The organism is Pseudomonas fragi (genome assembly GCF_025426255.1).
Classification (GTDB): Bacteria; Pseudomonadota; Gammaproteobacteria; order Pseudomonadales; family Pseudomonadaceae; genus Aquipseudomonas; species Aquipseudomonas kulmbachensis.
This window is the reverse complement of sequence record NZ_CP104861.1, coordinates 852,420-872,070: the sequence shown is the minus strand read 5'-3', so window position 1 is coordinate 872,070 and position 19,651 is coordinate 852,420. Positions and strand designations below refer to the sequence as shown.

The 19,651-nt window shown below is 58.7% G+C and carries 17 protein-coding genes and 1 other RNA gene; 2 read left to right on the top strand and 16 right to left on the bottom strand.

The window, feature by feature from the left end; genetic code table 11:
• Window positions 1-34: 34 nt before the first annotated feature.
• The 16 genes from ftsA to rsmI all read right to left on the bottom strand — a co-directional run bounded on the left by ftsA (window position 35) and on the right by rsmI (window position 17,250).
• Complete coding sequence (ftsA, locus tag N7D90_RS04185) at window positions 35-1,294, bottom strand: cell division protein FtsA (protein ID WP_261741009.1); 1,260 nt, start codon at window positions 1,292-1,294, stop codon at window positions 35-37.
• Window positions 1,295-1,309: 15 nt separating this feature from the next.
• Window positions 1,310-2,176 (bottom strand): cell division protein FtsQ/DivIB, encoded by an 867-nt coding sequence (locus N7D90_RS04180; RefSeq protein ID WP_261741008.1) that lies wholly within the window; start codon window positions 2,174-2,176, stop codon window positions 1,310-1,312.
• Between the two features lie 4 nt (window positions 2,177-2,180).
• Window positions 2,181-3,137: a D-alanine--D-alanine ligase gene (locus tag N7D90_RS04175; protein WP_261741007.1), complete on the bottom strand. Its 957-nt coding sequence runs from the start codon at window positions 3,135-3,137 to the stop codon at window positions 2,181-2,183.
• Window positions 3,134-4,597 carry a UDP-N-acetylmuramate--L-alanine ligase gene (gene murC, locus N7D90_RS04170; protein ID WP_261741006.1) on the bottom strand — a complete coding sequence of 488 codons (1,464 nt, stop codon included), beginning with the start codon at window positions 4,595-4,597 and terminating at the stop codon, window positions 3,134-3,136. The genes N7D90_RS04175 and murC overlap by 4 nt, the downstream gene beginning before the upstream one ends.
• A complete protein-coding gene (gene murG, locus N7D90_RS04165) occupies window positions 4,590-5,660 on the bottom strand; it encodes an undecaprenyldiphospho-muramoylpentapeptide beta-N-acetylglucosaminyltransferase (protein ID WP_261741005.1) in 1,071 nt (356 codons plus the stop codon). Before murG ends, murC begins: the two co-directional genes overlap by 8 nt.
• On the bottom strand, window positions 5,650-6,864 hold the full coding sequence (ftsW, locus tag N7D90_RS04160) for a putative lipid II flippase FtsW (RefSeq protein WP_016779528.1): 1,215 nt from the start codon (window positions 6,862-6,864) through the stop codon (window positions 5,650-5,652). The genes murG and ftsW overlap by 11 nt, the downstream gene beginning before the upstream one ends.
• Entirely contained in the window at window positions 6,861-8,207 is a 1,347-nt protein-coding gene (gene murD, locus N7D90_RS04155) for a UDP-N-acetylmuramoyl-L-alanine--D-glutamate ligase (RefSeq protein WP_261741004.1), read from the bottom strand. Before murD ends, ftsW begins: the two co-directional genes overlap by 4 nt.
• 5 nt (window positions 8,208-8,212) lie before the next feature.
• Window positions 8,213-9,295: a phospho-N-acetylmuramoyl-pentapeptide-transferase gene (gene mraY / locus N7D90_RS04150; RefSeq protein WP_261741003.1), complete on the bottom strand. Its 1,083-nt coding sequence runs from the start codon at window positions 9,293-9,295 to the stop codon at window positions 8,213-8,215.
• Window positions 9,295-10,662, bottom strand: coding sequence for a UDP-N-acetylmuramoyl-tripeptide--D-alanyl-D-alanine ligase (gene murF / locus N7D90_RS04145; protein WP_261741002.1), 1,368 nt, complete (start codon window positions 10,660-10,662; stop codon window positions 9,295-9,297). The genes mraY and murF overlap by 1 nt, the downstream gene beginning before the upstream one ends.
• Entirely contained in the window at window positions 10,655-12,118 is a 1,464-nt protein-coding gene (locus N7D90_RS04140; protein ID WP_261741001.1) for a UDP-N-acetylmuramoyl-L-alanyl-D-glutamate--2,6-diaminopimelate ligase, read from the bottom strand. Before N7D90_RS04140 ends, murF begins: the two co-directional genes overlap by 8 nt.
• Entirely contained in the window at window positions 12,118-13,860 is a 1,743-nt protein-coding gene (locus N7D90_RS04135; RefSeq protein ID WP_395246656.1) for a peptidoglycan D,D-transpeptidase FtsI family protein, read from the bottom strand. Before N7D90_RS04135 ends, N7D90_RS04140 begins: the two co-directional genes overlap by 1 nt.
• A complete protein-coding gene (gene ftsL / locus N7D90_RS04130) occupies window positions 13,857-14,150 on the bottom strand; it encodes a cell division protein FtsL (RefSeq protein WP_019823808.1) in 294 nt (97 codons plus the stop codon). Before ftsL ends, N7D90_RS04135 begins: the two co-directional genes overlap by 4 nt.
• The gene (gene rsmH / locus N7D90_RS04125) at window positions 14,147-15,094 is read right to left on the bottom strand and encodes a 16S rRNA (cytosine(1402)-N(4))-methyltransferase RsmH (protein ID WP_410012060.1); all 948 of its coding nucleotides are present in this window, start codon (window positions 15,092-15,094) and stop codon (window positions 14,147-14,149) included. Before rsmH ends, ftsL begins: the two co-directional genes overlap by 4 nt.
• Entirely contained in the window at window positions 15,091-15,546 is a 456-nt protein-coding gene (gene mraZ / locus N7D90_RS04120; protein ID WP_019408593.1) for a division/cell wall cluster transcriptional repressor MraZ, read from the bottom strand. Before mraZ ends, rsmH begins: the two co-directional genes overlap by 4 nt.
• A 355-nt stretch (window positions 15,547-15,901) precedes the next feature.
• Window positions 15,902-16,255: RNase P RNA component class A (rnpB, locus tag N7D90_RS04115), an RNA gene on the bottom strand.
• Window positions 16,256-16,395: 140 nt separating this feature from the next.
• On the bottom strand, window positions 16,396-17,250 hold the full coding sequence (gene rsmI, locus N7D90_RS04110; RefSeq protein ID WP_261742371.1) for a 16S rRNA (cytidine(1402)-2'-O)-methyltransferase: 855 nt from the start codon (window positions 17,248-17,250) through the stop codon (window positions 16,396-16,398).
• 235 nt (window positions 17,251-17,485) lie between these two features.
• Between rsmI and N7D90_RS04105 the strand changes: the two genes are divergently transcribed.
• Together N7D90_RS04105 and N7D90_RS04100 are read left to right on the top strand one after the other, a co-directional pair.
• Entirely contained in the window at window positions 17,486-19,261 is a 1,776-nt protein-coding gene (locus N7D90_RS04105) for a penicillin-binding protein activator (RefSeq protein WP_261741000.1), read from the top strand.
• A complete protein-coding gene (locus N7D90_RS04100) occupies window positions 19,261-19,626 on the top strand; it encodes a YraN family protein (RefSeq protein ID WP_261740999.1) in 366 nt (121 codons plus the stop codon). The genes N7D90_RS04105 and N7D90_RS04100 overlap by 1 nt, the downstream gene beginning before the upstream one ends.
• The last annotated feature ends 25 nt before the right edge of the window (window positions 19,627-19,651 follow it).

The following is a 19,651-nucleotide window of genomic DNA, read 5'->3' as shown; positions in this document are numbered from 1 at the left end:
CTTCTACTGCTTTGAATCTTTTGGAGCCCAAGCTTTAAAAGTTGCCCTGAACCCAGCGCTTAAGGCGCTCAAACACAGGGGCTTTTTGTTCGTCACTGCTGTAGTTGTCGCGGTTGCTGATACCCGATATGGAGATACCGTCTGACTGCTTTTGCAGTCCGTACAGCAACAAGCCCACAGCGGTGGAGTAAATCGGATTGCGCACAACGTCGGTCAAGCCTCTGAAGCTGTGCGGCACGCCCAGACGGACCGGCATGTGGAAGATCTCTTCGGCAAGTTCCACCGCGCCTTCCATCTTTGAAGTACCACCGGTCAACACAATGCCCGCCGGGATCAAGTCTTCGTAGCCGCTGCGACGCAGCTCAGCCTGAATCAGGGTGAACAGTTCGTCATAACGCGGCTCGACCACTTCGGCCAAGGCCTGACGGGACAACTCACGCGGTGGGCGATCGCCCACGCTTGGCACCTTGATCGTTTCGCCCGCGCCAGCCAGTTTGGCCAGTGCACAGGCGTAACGAATCTTGATTTCTTCGGCGTACTGGGTCGGTGTACGCAACGCCATTGCGATGTCGTTGGTCACCTGGTCACCGGCTATCGGGATCACTGCCGTGTGGCGGATAGCGCCTTCGGTGAAGATCGCGATATCGGTAGTACCGCCGCCGATGTCGACCAGGCAAACGCCCAGCTCTTTTTCGTCGTCGGTCAGTACCGAGTAAGCCGATGCCAGTTGCTCAAGGATGATGTCATCTACCTCAAGACCACAGCGGCGTACGCATTTCTCGATGTTCTGGGCCGCATTCACCGCACACGTCACTACGTGTACCTTGGCTTCCAGACGTACGCCCGACATGCCCAGTGGCTCACGAACGCCTTCCTGGTTATCGATTACGTAGTCCTGCGCCAGGGTATGCAGCACGCGCTGGTCAGCCGGGATCGCAACGGCCTGGGCGGCGTCGAGGACGCGTTCAAGGTCGGCGGTGCTGACTTCACGGTCGCGGATCGCAACGATGCCGTGGGAGTTCAGGCTGCGTATGTGATTACCGGCAACGCCGACAAACGCCGAGTGAATCCGGCAACCGGCCATCAGCTGCGCTTCTTCGATAGCGCGCTGGATCGATTGCACGGTGGACTCGATGTTCACCACCACGCCCTTCTTCAGGCCACGGGACGGATGCGTGCCAATACCGACGATTTCGATCGTGCCGTCATCTGCGACCTCGCCCACCAGCGCCACCACCTTGGAGGTGCCGATATCGAGACCGACGATCATTTTTCCGCTTTGCACGTTTGCCATGGGTCCTGCCTCTTCTTAATTCTTCGCGACAGCGGGTTGGGCTATCGTCGGTGCCACAGGTTCCCGCCAGCCGACGGCCAATCCGTTGGCATAACGCAAATCGATGCGCGCTATGTTTGTAATCTGTTCTTTCAGCGTTTTTTCATAGATGGCTATGAAGCGACGCATTTTTTCTACCAGATGATCGCGCCCCAACAGCAACTCGATTCCGGGCCCTGCACTGCCAGCTCCGGTGGTCAGGAACCAGCTACCGCGCTCACGCAACTCCAGCCGGACTATGGAAAAGCCCATCGGACGCAGCATCTGGCTCAGCACCTGATACTGCTGCATTACTTGCTGCTGGGCCCGTTGAGGGCCAAACAGCTGCGGCAAATGTTCGTAATTGGCCAGCTCACGCGGAGTGAACGCTTGCCCCTGGTTGTTGAGCAGTGCTTCATCACCCCAGCGGGCGACCGGCAGTTGCTCTTCAAGGCGAATCACCACCTGGTCCGGCCATACTCGGCGTACCTCGGCGTGGGCGATCCAGGGCATTTGCTCAAGCTCGGTGCGCATGCCTGCCAGGTCGACCGTGAAGAAGCTCGCCGCCACATACGGGGCGATGCGCTGCTGCACGGCTTGCTGGCTGATGTAAGTCAAATCACCCTGCACGTTGATATTGGTGATCGGGCGGTCCGCATACGGCATCAGGCGCTGTGCACCTTCGTAAGTGCCATAACCCAACGCCACCAGCAGCACCGGCCAGAACAAGGCTTTCAAAAAGCCGAAATTGGCTTTTGGCAAACGCACCGACATCGGCTCTTTCGCCACCATCCGGCTGGCGCCACGCGGCACCGGCTTGCGGCCGGGAGCGGGTGGTTGATGACGAAGCGATGCACCTTGCATGGACTTAACCCCGCGCCTCTAAGCTTGCTGCCAGAATCGACAACACCAACTGTTGGAAATCCAGACCCGCAGCCTTGGCCGCCATCGGCACCAGGCTGTGATCGGTCATGCCCGGAGCGGTGTTGACTTCCAGCAGCCAGAATTGGCCCGCTGTGTCCTGCATCACGTCCAGACGGCCCCAACCGGCAATACCGATCGCCTCACAGGCTTTCGCCGTGAGGTCCATGAGCTCTTGTTCCTTGGCACTGTCGAGGCCGCACGGGATCCGATACTGGGTATCGTTGGCCACGTACTTGGCGTCGTAGTCATAAAAGGTATGCGGAGTGCCCAGGGCAATTGGAGGCAACACCTGGTCACGCAGGGTGGCGATGGTGAACTCGGGACCGGTGATCCATTGCTCAACCAACACTTGCGAGTCGTACTTGCTGGCATCGGCCCACGCGACGATCAACTCGTCAACGTTACTCACTTTGGCCATACCGATACTTGAACCTTCATGTGCCGGTTTGACGATCAAAGGGAAGCTCAGTTCCTTCGCTGCACAAATACAGTCCGCTTCACTGCTCAACACTGCGTGACGCGGGGTCGGAATGCCCAGGCTGTGCCACACCTGTTTGGTGCGCAGCTTGTCCATGGCCAAGGCCGACGCGAGGATTCCGCTACCGGTGTAAGGAATGCCCAGGCATTCCAGCAGGCCTTGCATGCTGCCGTCTTCACCGCCACGGCCGTGAAGAATGATGAACGCGCGGTCGATTTTTTCGCTGGTGATGCGGGTGATGAAGTCATCCCCCACATCGATCCCGAAAGCATCCACACCGGCGCTTTGCAGTGCACCGAGTACGGCATTGCCGGACTTCAGCGAGACTTCACGCTCAGCGCTTTTGCCGCCGAACAGCACAGCCACGCGACCGAAGTCGGCAGGGGCAATGGTCGAGAACAGATTGGCGTAAGCAGCAGTCATTTCAACTTTCCTTTACTGGTAGCGGCAACAACAGCACCGCTGAACAGCGGGCTCTTTATAAGTTGCGGTGCCAGACGGCCGATATCGCCCGCCCCTTGGCACAACAGAATGTCGCCAGCACGCAGCAACGGCTTGACGATCGGCGCCAGCTCAACGCCGCGCTCGATGTAGATCGGGTCCAACTGACCGCGCTGGCGGATGCTGTGGCACAGCTGGCGGCTGTCAGCGCCCGGAATCGGCTCTTCACCAGCCGGGTAGACTTCCATCAGCAACAGCACATTGGCGTCGGCCAGCACCTGGACGAAATCGTCGTAAAGGTCACGGGTACGACTGAAGCGGTGCGGCTGGTAAACCATCACCAGACGGCGCTCCGGCCAACCACCGCGTACGGCCTTGATCACCGCCGCAACTTCGGTCGGGTGGTGACCGTAGTCATCGACCAGCATCACGCTGCCGCCTTCAACTGGCAGCTCGCCATAAACCTGGAAGCGTCGACCCACACCCTCAAAGCCCGACAGGCCCTGAACGATGGCCTCATCGCTGATGCCCTCATCCGAAGCAATGCAGATGGTGGCCAAGGCATTGAGCACGTTGTGGTTGCCCGGCATGTTTACCGACACATCCAGTGGCTCGCGATCAGGGCGCAACACGGTGAAGAAGGTTTGCATGCCTTGCTGGCGAACATTGATTGCGCGCACGTCAGCGTTTTCGCTAAAGCCGTAAGTTACGGTCGGACGCTTGACCAGCGGCAGGATTTCGCGCACGACCGGATCGTCCAGGCACAGCACAGCCAAGCCGTAGAACGGCAGGTTGTGCAGAAACTCGACGAAGGTTTTCTTCAGCTTGTTGAAGTCGCCTTCGTACGTCGCCATATGGTCGGCGTCGATATTGGTGACCACTGCAACCATTGGCTGCAGGTGCAGGAAGCTGGCATCGCTTTCGTCAGCTTCGGCAATCAGGTAACGGCTAGTGCCCAGCTGTGCATTAGTACCTGCTGCATTCAGGCGACCACCGATCACGAACGTCGGGTCCAGGCCACCGGCCGCAAACACCGAGGCCAACAAGCTGGTGGTGGTGGTTTTGCCATGGGTGCCTGCTACGGCGATACCGTGGCGATAGCGCATCAGCTCAGCCAGCATCTCGGCCCGTGGCACCACTGGAATACGACGCTCCAGCGCATGTGCTACTTCGGGGTTGGAGGTATTAACAGCGCTCGACACCACCAGTACATCAGCATTGGCAGCGTTTTCGGCACGGTGGCCGATAAAGATGTGCGCGCCGAATGATTCGAGACGTTCGGTCACAGACGATGCGTTCAAGTCCGAACCCGACACTTCATAGCCCAGGTTCAGCAACACTTCGGCGATACCGCACATGCCCACGCCGCCGATACCGACGAAGTGGATGCGACGGATACGGCGCATCTCGGGTTGTGGCATAGCTTTTTGATTCTCAACCATTGGCCACCTCCAGGCAGATATCTACAACGTTGCGGGTCGCATCAGGTTTGGCCAGGCGGCGAGCATTGGCCGCCATGCTGTTGAGTCGTTCCGGTTGCATCAAAACCTCTGTCAGGCGTGCAGCCAGCTCGGCTGCGCCAGTTGTCGCTTGCGGCATCAGGAAAGCAGCGCCTTCGCGAGCCAAAAAGTCGGCATTGCGGCTCTGATGGTCGTCAATCGCGTGGGGCAATGGCACCAGCAGCGAAGGCAGACCGGCCGCAGCCAGTTCACTGACGGTCAGCGCGCCTGCGCGACAAACCACCAGGTCGGCCCAGCCATAGGCTTGGGCCATGTCTTTGATAAAAGGCTGTACTTGAGCCTCGACACCGACCGCCGTATAGCGCTCGGCAGTAATCTGGTCGTGCTGTTTGCCTGCCTGATGAAACACGTCAGGGCGTACGTCGGCCGGTACTTTGGCCAACGCTTCAGGCAGCAATTTGTTCAACGGCTCGGCCCCCAGGCTGCCCCCCAACACCAGCAAGCGCGCCTTGCGCCCTTCGAGTGCGGCGCGCGGCGCCAGGGTGAACAGTTCAGGCCGCACCGGGTTGCCGGTACTGAGCAATTTGTCCGAGGCGGCGAAGGTTCCAGGGAATGCTTCACAGACACGAGTGGTCATTGGCACCAGCAAACGGTTAGCCGTACCGGCTACCGCGTTTTGCTCGTGAATGATCACCGGCACACCACAGGTTTTCGCCGCCAGACCGCCAGGCCCGGTCACGTAACCACCGAAACCAAGCACGCAGACCGGCTTGAGTTGGCGAATGATTTTGCGCGCCTGGAACAATGCCTTGAGCAACACAAACGGTGCCTTGAGCAGCGACAGCTTGCTCTTGCCACGCAGACCGGCAACGTTGATCAGGTGCAGCTTGAAGCCCGCAGGTTCGACCAGTTCGTTCTCGATGCCACGCGGCGTGCCGAGCCAGTGAACCGTGTAGCCACGGGCCTGGAACTCGCGCGCACAGGCCAGTGCCGGGAACACATGGCCACCGGTGCCGCCCGCCATGATCAGCACATTAGCGCCCATGGGTCGGCTCCTCTGCGAAGTCGCTTTCTTTGAAATCGGTCTCTTCGCTGCCCAGGTGGGTTCGACTCTCCCACTCGATGCGCAGCAACAGGCCCATACACACACAGCAAATCACCAGCGAGCTGCCACCGTAGCTAAGGAACGGCAGGGTCAGCCCTTTGGTTGGCAGCAGGCCGACGTTTACCCCGATATTGATCAGGAACTGGCCGATCCACAGGAACGACAGGCCGTACGCCATATAAGCCGAGAAATACTGTTTGGCGCGCTCGGCCCACATGCCGATGTACATGCCGCGCACACACACGAACACGAACAGGGCCACGGTCAGTAGCGAGCCGACAACGCCCAGCTCTTCAGCCAGTACCGAGAACACGAAGTCGGTGTGGGCTTCAGGCAGGTAGAACTGCTTCTGTACGCTGTTGCCAAGGCCTACGCCGAACCACTCGCCGCGCCCGAATGCGATCAGGGCCTGGGTCAGCTGGTAGCCGGAACCGAACTGGTCGGACCATGGGTCGGTAAAGGTGATCAGACGCGCCATCCGGTAAGGCTGTGCCTGTACCAGAACAAACACCGCCCCCACCGCCAGCGCCACCATCAGGGCGAAGCGAAACAGCCCCACACCACCGAGGAACAACATGGCCGCCGCAGCGCCCATCATTACCACGGTGGCACCGAAGTCCGGTTCCATCAGCAGCAGACCTGCCATTGGCAGCAGCACGATAAATGGCTTGAAGAAGCCCATCCAGCTTTCGCGTACTTCCTTCTGCTGGCGCACCAGATAGCCCGCCAGGTAGATCACCACAAAAACCTTGGCGATCTCCGAGGGCTGCACGTTGAAGAAACTGAAACCGATCCAGCGCATCGAGCCGTTTACCTCACGACCAATGCCTGGGATCAATACTGCCACCAGCAAACCGAATGCACCGATCAGCAACATGAAGCCCATACGCTGCCAGGTCGCAATCGGCACCATCATCGTCATGATGCACGCGCCCAGACCGAGCACGATGTAAAACAGGTGGCGGATCATGTGGTACAGGGTATTGCCCGACTGCAAGGCGGCGACTTCGGACGATGCCGACGTAATCATCACCAACCCCAGACCCAGCAAGGCAAGGCAACCGGCCAGCAACGGGAAGTCGAGGTCGATGCCACGGCCGGTGACCAGCGGCGAAGGATAAGGCTTGAGGATGCCGAAGATCATGCCAGCACCTCCACAGCACGGGCGAATAACTGGCCGCGCTCTTCATAGTTCTTGAACATGTCAAAACTGGCGCAAGCGGGCGACAGCAATACCGCATCACCCGGCAAGGCCAACGAGCGGCTTTGTGCAATGGCTTCGTCCAACGAACCGACACGCACTTGCGGCACGGCATCGCCCAAGGCATCGGCGATCAAGCCTGCGTCACGACCCATCAGCACCACGGCGCGGCAATACTTGGCCACAGAATCACGCAGGCCGCTGAAGTCGGCGCCTTTGCCGTCACCACCAGCGATCAGGATCAGTTTGCCGTCCATGTCCATGCCCAAGCCATTGATGGCAGCCAGTGCTGCACCGACGTTGGTAGCCTTGGAGTCGTTGTAGTAACTCACGCCATCCAGCTCGCGTACCCACTGGCAGCGGTGCTCAAGGCCGGTGAAGTTACGCAGGCTGGCCAGCATGGCGTCGAACGGCAAGCCAACGGCATGCCCCAGCGCCAGTGCCGCAAGGGCATTGGCCTGATTGTGGGCACCGCGAACTTTGAGCTCGCGTACCGGCATCAGGTTTTGAAATTCGAAGGCGAGGTATTTTTCGCCGTTTTCTTCGCGCAGGCCAAAGGCCTTGAAGTCCGGAGCGCTCAAGCCGAAGGTCCAGCACGGCTGGCCCTCGCTCATCAGCGGACGGGTCAAGGCATCCTGACGATTGACCACCACTTGCCTGGCACCACGGAAAATCCGGTGTTTGGCCAGATGGTACGCCGGCAGGCCGCTATAGCGGTCCATGTGGTCTTCGCTGACGTTGAGTACGGTGGCGACTTCGGCACCCAGGTGATTGGTGGTTTCCAGCTGGAAGCTCGACAGTTCCATCACGTACAGTTCAACGTCATCGCTGAGCAGGTCCAGCGCTGGCGTACCGAGGTTGCCACCGACCGCCACACGCTTGCCCGCAGCCACAGCCATTTCACCGACCAGCGTGGTAACGGTGCTTTTGGCGTTGGAACCACTGATTGCAACGATCGGTGCCTTCGCGTTACGCGCGAACAGATCGATATCACCCGACAACTTCACGCCGCGTGCCGCTGCTGCTTGCAGGGCCGGCGTCGCCAGGGCCAGGCCGGGGCTCACGTAAAGTTCGTCGGCACGGCACAGGAATTCGACATCCAGCTCGCCACAACGCACTTCCACTTGCGGGTAGTCACGGCGCAGCGTGGCCAGCTCCGGTGGATTTTCCCGCGTGTCCGCCACGGCGAACGACACGCCCCGCTGCGCGAGAAAGCGCACCAGGGACATGCCGCTCTTGCCGAGGCCGACAACGATGCGGAAGTGGTCAGAAGCGATCAGAGACACAGGTTCTACCTCAGCTTCAGCGTGGCAAGGCCGACCAATACGAGGATCACGGTGATAATCCAGAAACGGACGATCACTCGTGGCTCGGGCCAACCTTTAAGTTCAAAGTGGTGATGAATCGGCGCCATGCGGAACACCCGCTTGCCGGTCAACTTGAAAGACGCTACCTGGATCACCACGGACAGGGTTTCCATCACGAACACACCGCCCATGATGAACAGCACGATTTCCTGACGCACGATCACCGCGATAGTGCCCAGGGCAGCGCCCAGCGCCAGTGCGCCGACATCACCCATGAAGACTTGTGCCGGGTAAGTGTTGAACCACAAGAACCCGAGACCGGCGCCTATCAATGCGCCACAGAACACAATCAACTCACCTGCGCCCGGCACATACGGGATCAGCAGGTAGTCGGCGAATTTCACGTTACCCGACAGGTAGCAGAAGATCCCCAGCGCGCCGCCGACCATTACGGTAGGCATGATCGCCAGGCCATCGAGGCCGTCAGTCAGGTTGACCGCGTTGCTCGAACCGACGATCACGAAGTAGGTCAGTACCACAAAGCCGATACCCAACGGGATGCTGGCATCTTTGAGGATTGGCAGGATCAGCGTGGTTTCAACCGCGCTTGGCGCCGTCATGTACAAGAAGATCGCTGCACCCAGACCGAACACCGACTGCCAGAAGTACTTCCAGCGACTCGGAAGGCCACGGGAGTTTTTCTCGATTACCTTGCGGTAGTCGTCAACCCAGCCGATGGCGCCGAACAGCAGGGTCACGATCATCACGACCCACACATAACGGTTGCTCAAGTCAGCCCACAACAGCGTGCTGATAGTGATCGCCGACAGAATCAGTGCACCACCCATGGTCGGGGTGCCGGATTTGGACAAATGCGATTGCGGGCCGTCATTACGTACCGATTGGCCGATCTGACGGTTTTGCAGGGTGCGGATCATCCACGGCCCCAGGCACAGCGACAAGGTTAACGCGGTCAGTACCCCGAGAATCCCGCGCAGGGACAGGTACTGGAAGACCCCGAAGCCTTTGTAGAACTGTTGCAGATACTCCGCTAGCAGCAGCAGCATTAATGTTTCTCCCCGCTGGAACCGCACAAAGCCGCAACGACGTTTTCCATCGCTGCGCTGCGCGAGCCCTTGATCAAAATAGTGGTGTTTGTTTCGTGCTCAGCGCGAAGCGCCTTGATCAGGTCAGCCTGATTGGCGAAGTGACGAGCCTGGTGTCCAAATGCTGTGACGGCATGAGCCATCATGGGTCCCACCGCATAGAGCGCTGAAACTTTGTCGGCGGCATAAGCGCCTACTTCACGATGTCCTTGCTCCGCCCACTCACCCAGTTCGCCAATATCTCCGAGCACCAGGACGGTGCGGCCGGAAAAGGCGGCGAGTATATCAACGGCAGCACACATTGAGGTGGGGTTTGCGTTGTAAGTGTCATCAATAATTCGCAGACCTGTGCCAGTCATTTGCGCGACCGCACGGCCCTTGACCGGCAACACAGCTTCAAGACCGGTTTTGATGCCAAACAACGAGACACCCAAGGCATGTGCGGCTGCCGCCGCAGCCAATGCATTAGCCACATTATGGTTGCCCAGCAGGTTCAGTTGAACCGGTTCGGCACCCAGCGGGCTGTGCAATGTGAAACCTGGGCAACCCCGTGCATCGCGGGTCAGATCGCTGGCATAAAAGTCAGCCTGAGGGTTGGCGAGTGCGAAGCTGAGCACCTTGCGCCCGGCAGCCCGGTTGTTCCAGATGGCGAATGCCTTGTCATCCAGATTCAGAACCGCGATGCCATCAGCATCCAGCCCTTCAATAATCTCGCCCTTGGCCTCGACGATTTTTTCCGGCCCGCCGAACTCGCCCACATGAGCGGTGCCAGCATTATTGAGCACGGCAACATGCGGCTTGGTCATGGCGACGGTATAAGCGATCTCGCCAACACGCGAAGCACCCAACTCGATTACCGCAGCCGTGTGCTCCGATGTCAGTTCGAGCAGCGTCAGCGGCACGCCCAGATCATTGTTCAAATTGCCTTTGGTCGCCAGCACCGGGCCACGGGTACGCAGAATGCAGGCAAGCATTTCCTTGACGGTGGTCTTGCCACTGGAACCGGTAATGGCCGCAACCGGCTTGTCATAACCGGCACGATTGAGCGCACCCAATCGGCCCAGGGCTTCGCGGGTATCCTTGACCACCAGTTGTGGCAACGTCGACTCGGGCACTTCGCGCTCGACCAAGGCCGCAACAGCGCCCTTGGCTGCAACTTCATTCAGGTAATCGTGGCCATCAAAGCGCGGACCGGTCAGTGCAATAAACAACTGCCCCTTGGTGATCGCCCGGCTGTCGATACTGACGCCATTGAAGCGGCAGTCCGCCTCAACCACACGCCCCTGCAGGGCAACGGCAACTTCACTCAACAACAGAGGCTTAAGCATGAGCCGCCTCCCAGCTATTGAGCGCTTTTTCGGCTTCGACCAGATCAGAGAAGTCGTGGCGTTCGCCGTTGATTTCCTGATAGTCCTCGTGACCTTTACCTGCCAGCACGATCACGTCTTCGACGCTGGCACCGGCAATGATTTGAGCGATGGCATCACCGCGACCTGCCAAAAACGTGACGTTCTGCGGCGCAACAAAGCCAACACGGATGTCATCAAAAATTTGCGCAGGGGCTTCTGAACGTGGGTTGTCGTCAGTGACCAGAACCCCGTCAGCCAAACGCTCAACCACTTGCGCCATCAACGGACGCTTGCCGCGATCACGGTCGCCGCCACAGCCGAACAGGCACAGCAGCTTGCCTTTGGCATGAGGGCGCAGCGCCAGCAATACTTTTTCCAGCGCGTCCGGGGTGTGGGCATAGTCGACCACCACCAGCGGTTTGCTGCCGCCGCCCAGACGCTGCATGCGGCCGACCGGACCTTCCAGCCTTGGCAGCACGGCGAGAATTTCGTCCAGTGCGTAATCCAACCCCAACAAGGCGCCAACAGCGGCCAGCACGTTGCTCAGGTTGAAGCGTCCGAGCAAGGCGCTACGCAGAAGGTGCTCACCTTGGGCAGTCACCACCGTGGCGCGCACGCCGTCGTCATCGAAAGTCGCATCGCGGCAATACAACGTAGCGCTGCTGTCTTCAAGGCTGTAGCTGATCAAGCGCGAGTCGTGCTTTTCAGAGGCCAGTTGGCGACCGAACTGGTCGTCCAGATTCAGCACCCGGCAACGCAAATCCGGCCAGGCAAACAGCTTGGCTTTGGCGGCGGCGTAAGCCTCCATCGTGCCGTGGTAATCCAGGTGGTCGCGGGACAGGTTGGTCAGCACCGCGACGTCGAACGCCAATGCACTGACCCGGCCCTGATCCAGACCATGGGAGGAAACCTCCATGGCAACCGCCTTGGCCCCGGCCTTTTTCAGGTCGGCCAACATGGCCTGAACAGCAATTGGGTCCGGCGTGGTATGGCGACCGCTTTGCAGCGCACCATAAAAGCCAGTGCCCAATGTGCCGACGATGCCGCAGTGCTGACCCAGCAGGTCAAGCGCTTGCGCCACCAGCTGAGTGACGCTGGTCTTGCCGTTGGTGCCGGTCACGCCAACCAGATTGAGGTGACGGCTTGGCTCGCCATAAAAACGCCCGGCAATATCCGACAACTGGGCCGCCAGGCCTTTTACCGGAATCAGCGGAACTGCCGAGATAGGCAGTACATCAGCACCGTCCACTTCATAGGCCACCGCAGCAGCGCCGCGCTTCAAAGCATCAGCTATATGTTCACGGCCATCGAGCTTGCCGCCGGGCACCGCAAGGAACAAATCACCTGCGCGCACGTTGCGACTGTCGAGGGTCAACTCACGAATAAGCAGATCGTGACCGGCGTGAGGGAAAATCTTGTTCAGACTCAGGGACATTAGCCGCGCCCTCCTTTGGCTGCTGCAGCGGTTGCCGCTGCTTGTTGCTCCGCTGCCGTTGGCAGGTTATCCGGGGACACGTTCATCAGACGCAGAGTGCCGGACATGACTTTACTGAATACCGGAGCGGAGACCAGACCACCGAAGTAGCCCGCCTTGCTCGGCTCATCGATAACCACAACGATTGCGTAACGCGGGTCGCTCATCGGGCCGAAGCCAGCGAACAGCGAACGGTAAGAGTTCACCGCGTAGCCTTTGACGCCACCGGACGATGTTTTACGCGCCGTACCTGACTTGCCGCCGACGTGATACGCCGGAACCTTGGCACGCCATACACCACGCGGGTTTTCGATAACTTCCTGGAGCATGCCCTGAACTGTCTTCGCTACTTTTTCAGGCATGACCTGTACGGACTGTGGCGGCTTGTCGGTTTTAAGCAGCGTTAACGGGGCAAGCTTGCCGTTGTTGGCCAATGCCGAGAAAGCGTGAACCAACTGGATCGCGGTGACGGACACGCCGTAGCCGTAAGACAGGGTCGCGGTTTCTGCCTTGCGCCACTCGCGGTAGTTGGGCAGGTTGCCGACACGTTCACCCGGGAAGCCCAGGCCGGTGTCTTGTCCCAGGCCCATCTTGGCCATTTGGCGGAAGATCGCTTCGCCACCAATATCGAAGGCTACCTTGCTCATGCCCACGTTACTGGAGTTGATCAGAATACCGGTCAGGTCGAGGACCGGACCTTCGGTACGGGATACGTCACGAATGGTGTATTTGCCCAACTGCAACGTGCCCGGATAAACCTCAACCTTGTCGGTCGGCTTCCAGCGCCCGGTTTCCAGTGCAGCACTCATCGAAATCGGTTTTACCGTGGAGCCCGGCTCAAACACGTCGATCATGGCGCGGTTACGCATCATCGCCGGTTGCAGGTTGCGACGGTTGTTGGGGTTGTAGGTGGGCTGGTTGACCATGGCCAGAATTTCGCCGGTCTTCACGTCCATGATCACCAGGCTGCCAGCCTTGGCACCGTTCTCGACCAGCGCGTTGCGCAGTTCGCGGTTGGCCAGGTATTGCAGGCGCAGGTCAATCGATAACGCCAAGGTCTTCCCTGCCTTGGCGTTTTTGGTCACTTGCACGTCTTTGATCAGACGCCCGCGTCGGTCCTTGATCACTTGCCGCTTGCCTGGAACCCCGGCCAGCCACTCGTCATAGGCCAGTTCGACACCTTCACGACCTTTGTCATCGATGTCGGTAAAGCCGACCATGTGCGCCGTCACTTCACCCGCAGGGTAAAAGCGGCGGAACTCTTCAATGCCATAAACGCCCGGCACTTTGAGGTCGAGCACGACTTGGCCCTGTTCAGGAGTCAGGCCCCGGACCAGGTAGATAAATTCTTTGTTGGCTTGCTGCTCCAGCCGCGCTGTCAGCACTTTAGGGTCTTGCCCAAGCGCGTGCGCCAAGGCTGGCCAACGGTCCTTGGCTACCTGCATTTCCTTGGCATTGGCCCACAGGGTGGTCACCGGCGTACTCACGGCCAGCGGTTCGCCATTGCGGTCAGTAATCAGGCCACGGTGCGCAGGAATCGGGATATGACGCAAGCTGCGTGCATCGCCCTGGCCCTTGAGGAAGTCGTGGTCGATCACTTGCAGATAAACGATTTGGCACGCGATAGCGCTTACCAGCAGTGCCAGCAATCCCAGCACCACACGAAAACGCCACGGATAGAGTGCGCCCTCGAGTTTGATCATGGCGCCACCATTCGAACTTCTGCTGCGCCCGGAATGCGCATTTTCAGTTGTTCGCTGGCCAGTGTTTCGATACGGCTATGGGCCGTCCAGGTGCTCTGCTCGAGAATCAAACGGCCCCACTCTGCTTGCGCCTTGTCACGCACGCTCAACTCCCCGTACAGGGTGTTGAGCAGTTGGCGGTTCCAGTGGGCGCTGTAAGAAACGCCCACAGCCGAAACCAGCACGCCAATAAATAGCAGCAGCATGAAAAAACTTCCGCCGGGAAGTGGTTTGGCGAAGAGCTTGTTCAACGAAGCTTCTCCGCGACGCGCATTACAGCGCTGCGCGAGCGCGGGTTGGCTTTGAGTTCTGCGTCAGAGGCAGTCTGGGCCTTGCCATGAATTTTGATTTTCGGCACAAACGCGACGTGCTGAACCGGCAAGCCACGCGGCAGGTTGTCAGGTTCGCCCTTGACCAACTTGCGCATGAACAATTTGACGATGCGATCTTCAAGGGAGTGGAAGCTGATCACGACCAGACGGCCGCCGATTGCCAGAGACTCCAATGCAGCCTCAAGGCCTGCTTCAAGGTCGCCCAGCTCGTTGTTTACGTGAATGCGCAAACCCTGGAAGGTGCGGGTTGCCGGGTGCTTGCCTTTTTCCCAGGCCGGATTGGCCACTTTCAGGACTTCAGCAAGGTCACCAGTGCGCTCAAAGGGCTTGATAACGCGACGCTCTACAACAGCACGCGCCATGCGCCCGGAAAAGCGCTCTTCGCCATATTCCTTGAATACGCGGGCAATTTCTTCCTGGGATGCACTGTTGACGAACTCGGCAGCGCTGATCCCGCGATCCGGGTCCATGCGCATATCCAGCGGGCCGTCATTCATAAAACTGAAGCCGCGTTCAGGATCGTCAAGCTGCGGCGAAGACACGCCCAGATCGAGCAGGATACCGTCTACTTTGCCGGCCAGACCGCGATCGGCAATTTCGGATCCCATTTCAGCAAAGCTGCGCTGCACAATAACAAAGCGGCCGTCTTCGGCCGCTAGCGCTTGCCCGGTGGCAATTGCCTGTGGATCTTTATCAAACCCGAGCAGTTGCCCCTCGGGACCAAGCTTCTGGAGAATCAGGCGGCTATGTCCGCCGCGACCGAAGGTGCCATCCAGATAGCATCCATCAGGACGTACGGCGAGAGCCTCTACGGCTTCGTCGAGCAGTACGGTGATGTGGTTGAAGCCGCTATCTATAGTCACAGAATTAAATCACGCAGTTCGTCAGGCATGGCGCCCGGTTGTTGAATGGCTGCAAGGTCAGCGGCAGAAACAGCTTCCCAGGCATCCTCGTCCCACAGTTGAAACTTGTTTAACTGCCCCACCAACATCGCGCGCTTATCCAACTTGGCATATTCACGCAAACGCGGCGGCACCAGAAAACGACCACTGCCATCGAGCTCAAGATCGACGGCATTACCAATCAACAGACGTTGCAAACGGCGGTTTTCTTCACGCAACGAAGGCAACGCCCGCAGCTTGGTTTCAATCAGTTCCCACTCATCAAGTGGATACACACATAAGCAGGGATCGACCGCATCTATGGTCACGATCAGTTGTCCGGAACTACGCGAAATCAACTCGTCGCGGTACCGGCTCGGCATTGCGAGACGGCCCTTGGCATCGAGACTGATTGCGTTGGCTCCGCGAAACATTGATCGCTTCTCCAAATATTAGCGTTTTACGTCTAAAAAACCCACTTTATGCCACTTTCCACCACTTATGCACACTATAGGAATGCGCCCACCACACCGTCAAGGAGCGGCCCACAGGAAAACCCTTACATTACTGAGATTTAGGAGGGGAAATAGACGTGGAGCAGTAAGCGGGAGGGTTTTTTGACGAGCTACGCGCAACAAATTCAATGCTCTAGTCTTCAAACTTAAAGTAGTTTGTTAAGAGTAAGAACTTTTTGGCATTACGTCGGGAATGTTCTTGTAAAAGATTGCGAGGGGATTAAGCGATTGCGGGTGTAGCAATCTGCCTGCATGGCAAGCAGAAGAGAAAAAGGTGGAGAGTCGATCTGTAAGCCGGGTTCTGTCGTGAACAGTCATTCGTCTACGATGGCCATCACTGGACATCTTTAGCAACCTACCCGGTTCCAGCGCGGGCCACGCCTTGGAACCCTATTTGGTCTTGCTCCAAGTGGGGTTTACCTAGCCACGAACTGTTGCCAGTCGTGCGGTGCGCTCTTACCGCACCTTTTCACCCTTACCGGTGCCGAAGCACTTAGGCGGTTATTTTCTGTGGCACTTTCCGTAGGCTCACGCCTCCCAGGCATTACCTGGCACTTCGCCCTATGGAGCCCGGACTTTCCTCCCCCCTCTAATTTTCATAGAAGGCAGCGACTGTCCAATCGACTCTCCGGCGCGAAGGTTAACTGTACAGAGCGTATAGAACAAGCGTTAAAAGCCGCAAGACTGCTTCATTTACCCGACTCGCAGCCTTTAACAGCAGGTTCAAACACACAAAGACATCAAAATGCCATCACTTACTACTAGTCATTACTCAACTTTTTGCTTTTCCAACGCAACTTGATACAGCACATTTTTGCGCTCACCCGTTATTTCAGCCGCAAGTGCCGCCGCACGCTTGAGTGGCATCTCTTTAAGCAACAGATCGAGAATACGCATGGCTTCACTGCTGACCACTTCGTCCGTTTCAGGTGCAGTCCAGCCTGCAACCAGCACAACACACTCACCGCGCTGCTGATTACTGTCGCCTTCAACAAATGCGCGCAACTCGGACAGCGGCAACCCCTTGAGTGTTTCGAAGGTTTTGGTCAGCTCACGCGCCAGCAACGCCGGACGGTCAGGGCCAAATACCAGCTCAAGATCTTGCAGACATTCAAGAATACGGTGCGGCGCCTCATAAAAAATCAGCGTGCGCGGTTCTTCTTTCAGTAATTCCAGGCGCGAGCGACGCCCAACAGCCTTGGCAGGCAAGAACCCTTCAAAGATAAAGCGATCAGAAGGCAATCCCGCCGCAGACAGGGCGGCAATCAAGGCGCAGGCACCCGGCACAGGCACAACCCTGACCCCGGCAGCGCGCGCCTGACGCACGAGGTGATAACCCGGATCGGAGATCAACGGCGTACCGGCATCGGAGATCAGTGCAACATCTTCACCCGCCAGCAAACGCTGAATGAAGCGGCTACCCTCATCACGCTCGTTGTGCTCGTGACAGGCACCCAGCGGCGTGGAAATGCCGAAATGTTGCAGCAAGCGCAAGGAGTGGCGCGTGTCTTCGGCCGCAATCAGCGACACGTCACGCAGCACCTTGAGGGCACGCGCACTGATGTCGTCCAGGTTACCGATGGGCGTGGCCACCACATAAAGTGAGCCAAGAACGGAATTCAAATCACCTGGAGCAGTCAAAACGCACACCTCATAAGAGTTAAAGGCGCCATTGTAGCGCGTAGAGCCCTCATGAACGCACCCACCCTGCAGGCTACAAAGCGCCAACCGGGTAAACTTTCACCGTTACAACGTACAGAACTCATCTAAATTCAGGCTTTATTGCCGGTAACATCGCGCCCCGGCCAACGCTTGGGTACACTTCTCCACTCATTTGATCGAGTATCAGGAACACTACATGATCGCTTGCCTGCGGCTGTTCACTGCCCTCTGCCTTGCTGCCCTGTTGGCGGCTTGCGCCAGCTCGCCCTCGTCCAGCCTTGGCGAACTTCCACGGACCCCGGACGCCAGCCTTGAGCAACTGCTCCAGCAGGCATCCGAGAGCACAAATCCGGAGAAGGCCGCGCTGCTGCGCTTGTCAGCTGCCGACCTTGCTCTGCGCCAGCAGAACAATACCCGCGCCACACAGATTTTGGCCCTGGTTCCGCTGGATCAGCTCAAACCCGCCCAGCAAGTATTTGCCAGCACGCTGACAGCTGAGCTGGCAATGAGCCGCAACGACCCCAAGGCCGCGCTGACTGCACTGAGCCACCCGAGCATGTCGGTTCTCGGCGAGCTGCCAGCCGACTTGCAAGTACGCACGCACACCGTTCACGCCCGCGCCCTTGAGGCCGACGGCCAGACGCTGGCGGCCGCACGCGAACGCGCAGCGATGAGCTCAAGCCTGACCGGCGATGCCGCCAACAGTAACAATGAAGCCATTTGGGCACTGGTTGCCGCCTTGCCGGTCGATCAACTGCGCACGCAGAGCAACGATGTACTGGGTGGATGGATGTCCCTGGCATTGGCCGTCAAGAGCGCTGGCACCTTGCAGGATCAGCAAAACGCCATCGATCAATGGCGCGCACAGAACCCCGCTCATCCGGCTGCCATCCAACTGCCAACACCGCTGATCAAACTCAAGGAGCTGGCCAGCCAGCCGCTGACCAAAATTGCCTTGCTGCTGCCACAAGAGGGCCAACTGGCCTCAGTCAGCAAAGCACTGCGTGATGGTTTTATGGCTGCCCACTACCAGGCTCAACAGGCCGGACAAAACCCGCCGAGCATTCAGTTCTATGACAGCTCGCGCCTGACATCGCTGGATGAGTTCTATCGCAAGGCGCAAGCCGATGGCGTGCAACTGGTGGTGGGACCGCTGGAAAAACCACTGGTCAAACAGCTCAGCACCCGCCAACAGCTGCCAATCACCACCCTGGCTCTGAACTACAGCGAGGGCGCACAAGCCCCCGCACAACTGTTCCAGTTCGGTCTGGCGGCTGAAGATGAAGCCCGCGAAGTGGCTCGCCGCGCCCGGGCCGACGGCCTGACCCGTGCTGGCGCCATGGTGCCCGTCGGCGAGTGGGGCAATCGCGTACTCAAGGCGTTCCGCCAGGAATGGGAAGCCCATGGCGGCACCATCGTCGGCGTTGAGCATATCGACAAGCCCGTAGCACTGGCCCAGCAGGTCGCTGACCTGGTGCAACTGCGTAAAACCGGTGGCAGTGCTGCCGAACCTTCGCGTCGCCACGACATGGAATTTATCTTCCTGGCCGCTACCCCTCAGCAGGCCCAGCAGATCAAACCGACCCTGAACTACCAGTACGCAGGCGACATCCCGGTTTACGCGACCTCCCATGTATTCAGTGCCAGCGGCGACCAAAATCAGTACAACGACATGAACGGTATCCGTTTTTGTGAAACACCTTGGCTGCTCGACCCTGCAAACCCGTTGCGCCAGCAAGTAACAGCGCAATGGCCACAAGCCGGCGGCAGCCTGGGGCGCCTGTATGCAATGGGCATCGACGCCTATCGCCTGACATCGAGCCTGGGCCAGTTGAAAGCCCTGCCCGATAGCCGGATTGACGGCTTGTCAGGCAGCCTGAGCATGAGCCCGGCGCAACGTGTAGAGCGTCAACTGCCGTGGGCCGAGTTCACCAATGGCCAGCCTCAACGCCTGCCTGATACTCCTAACTGATGCCCGAGCGCTCAAGCCAGCAAACTGGCAAGGATGCCGAACGCCTGGCGTTGCGGCATCTTGAGCAACAGGGTTTGCGCCTGTTGGCGCAGAACTGGTCATGCAAGCGTGGCGAGCTGGATCTGGTCATGCTTGACGGCGATACAGTAGTATTCGTCGAAGTTCGTTACCGACAACACGCGCAATGGGGTGGCGCACTGGCCAGCATTGACGCTCGCAAGCGACAAAAGCTGATACTTGCCGCTCAGTATTTTTTACAGCGCCAGACGCGCTGGGCCAATCACCCATGCCGATTTGACGTGGTGACCATGGACAGCGCAACACCCCAATTGAACTGGCTACGGAATGCCTTTGACAGCCAATAACGCTGCCAGGCCGATTCCAGCACCC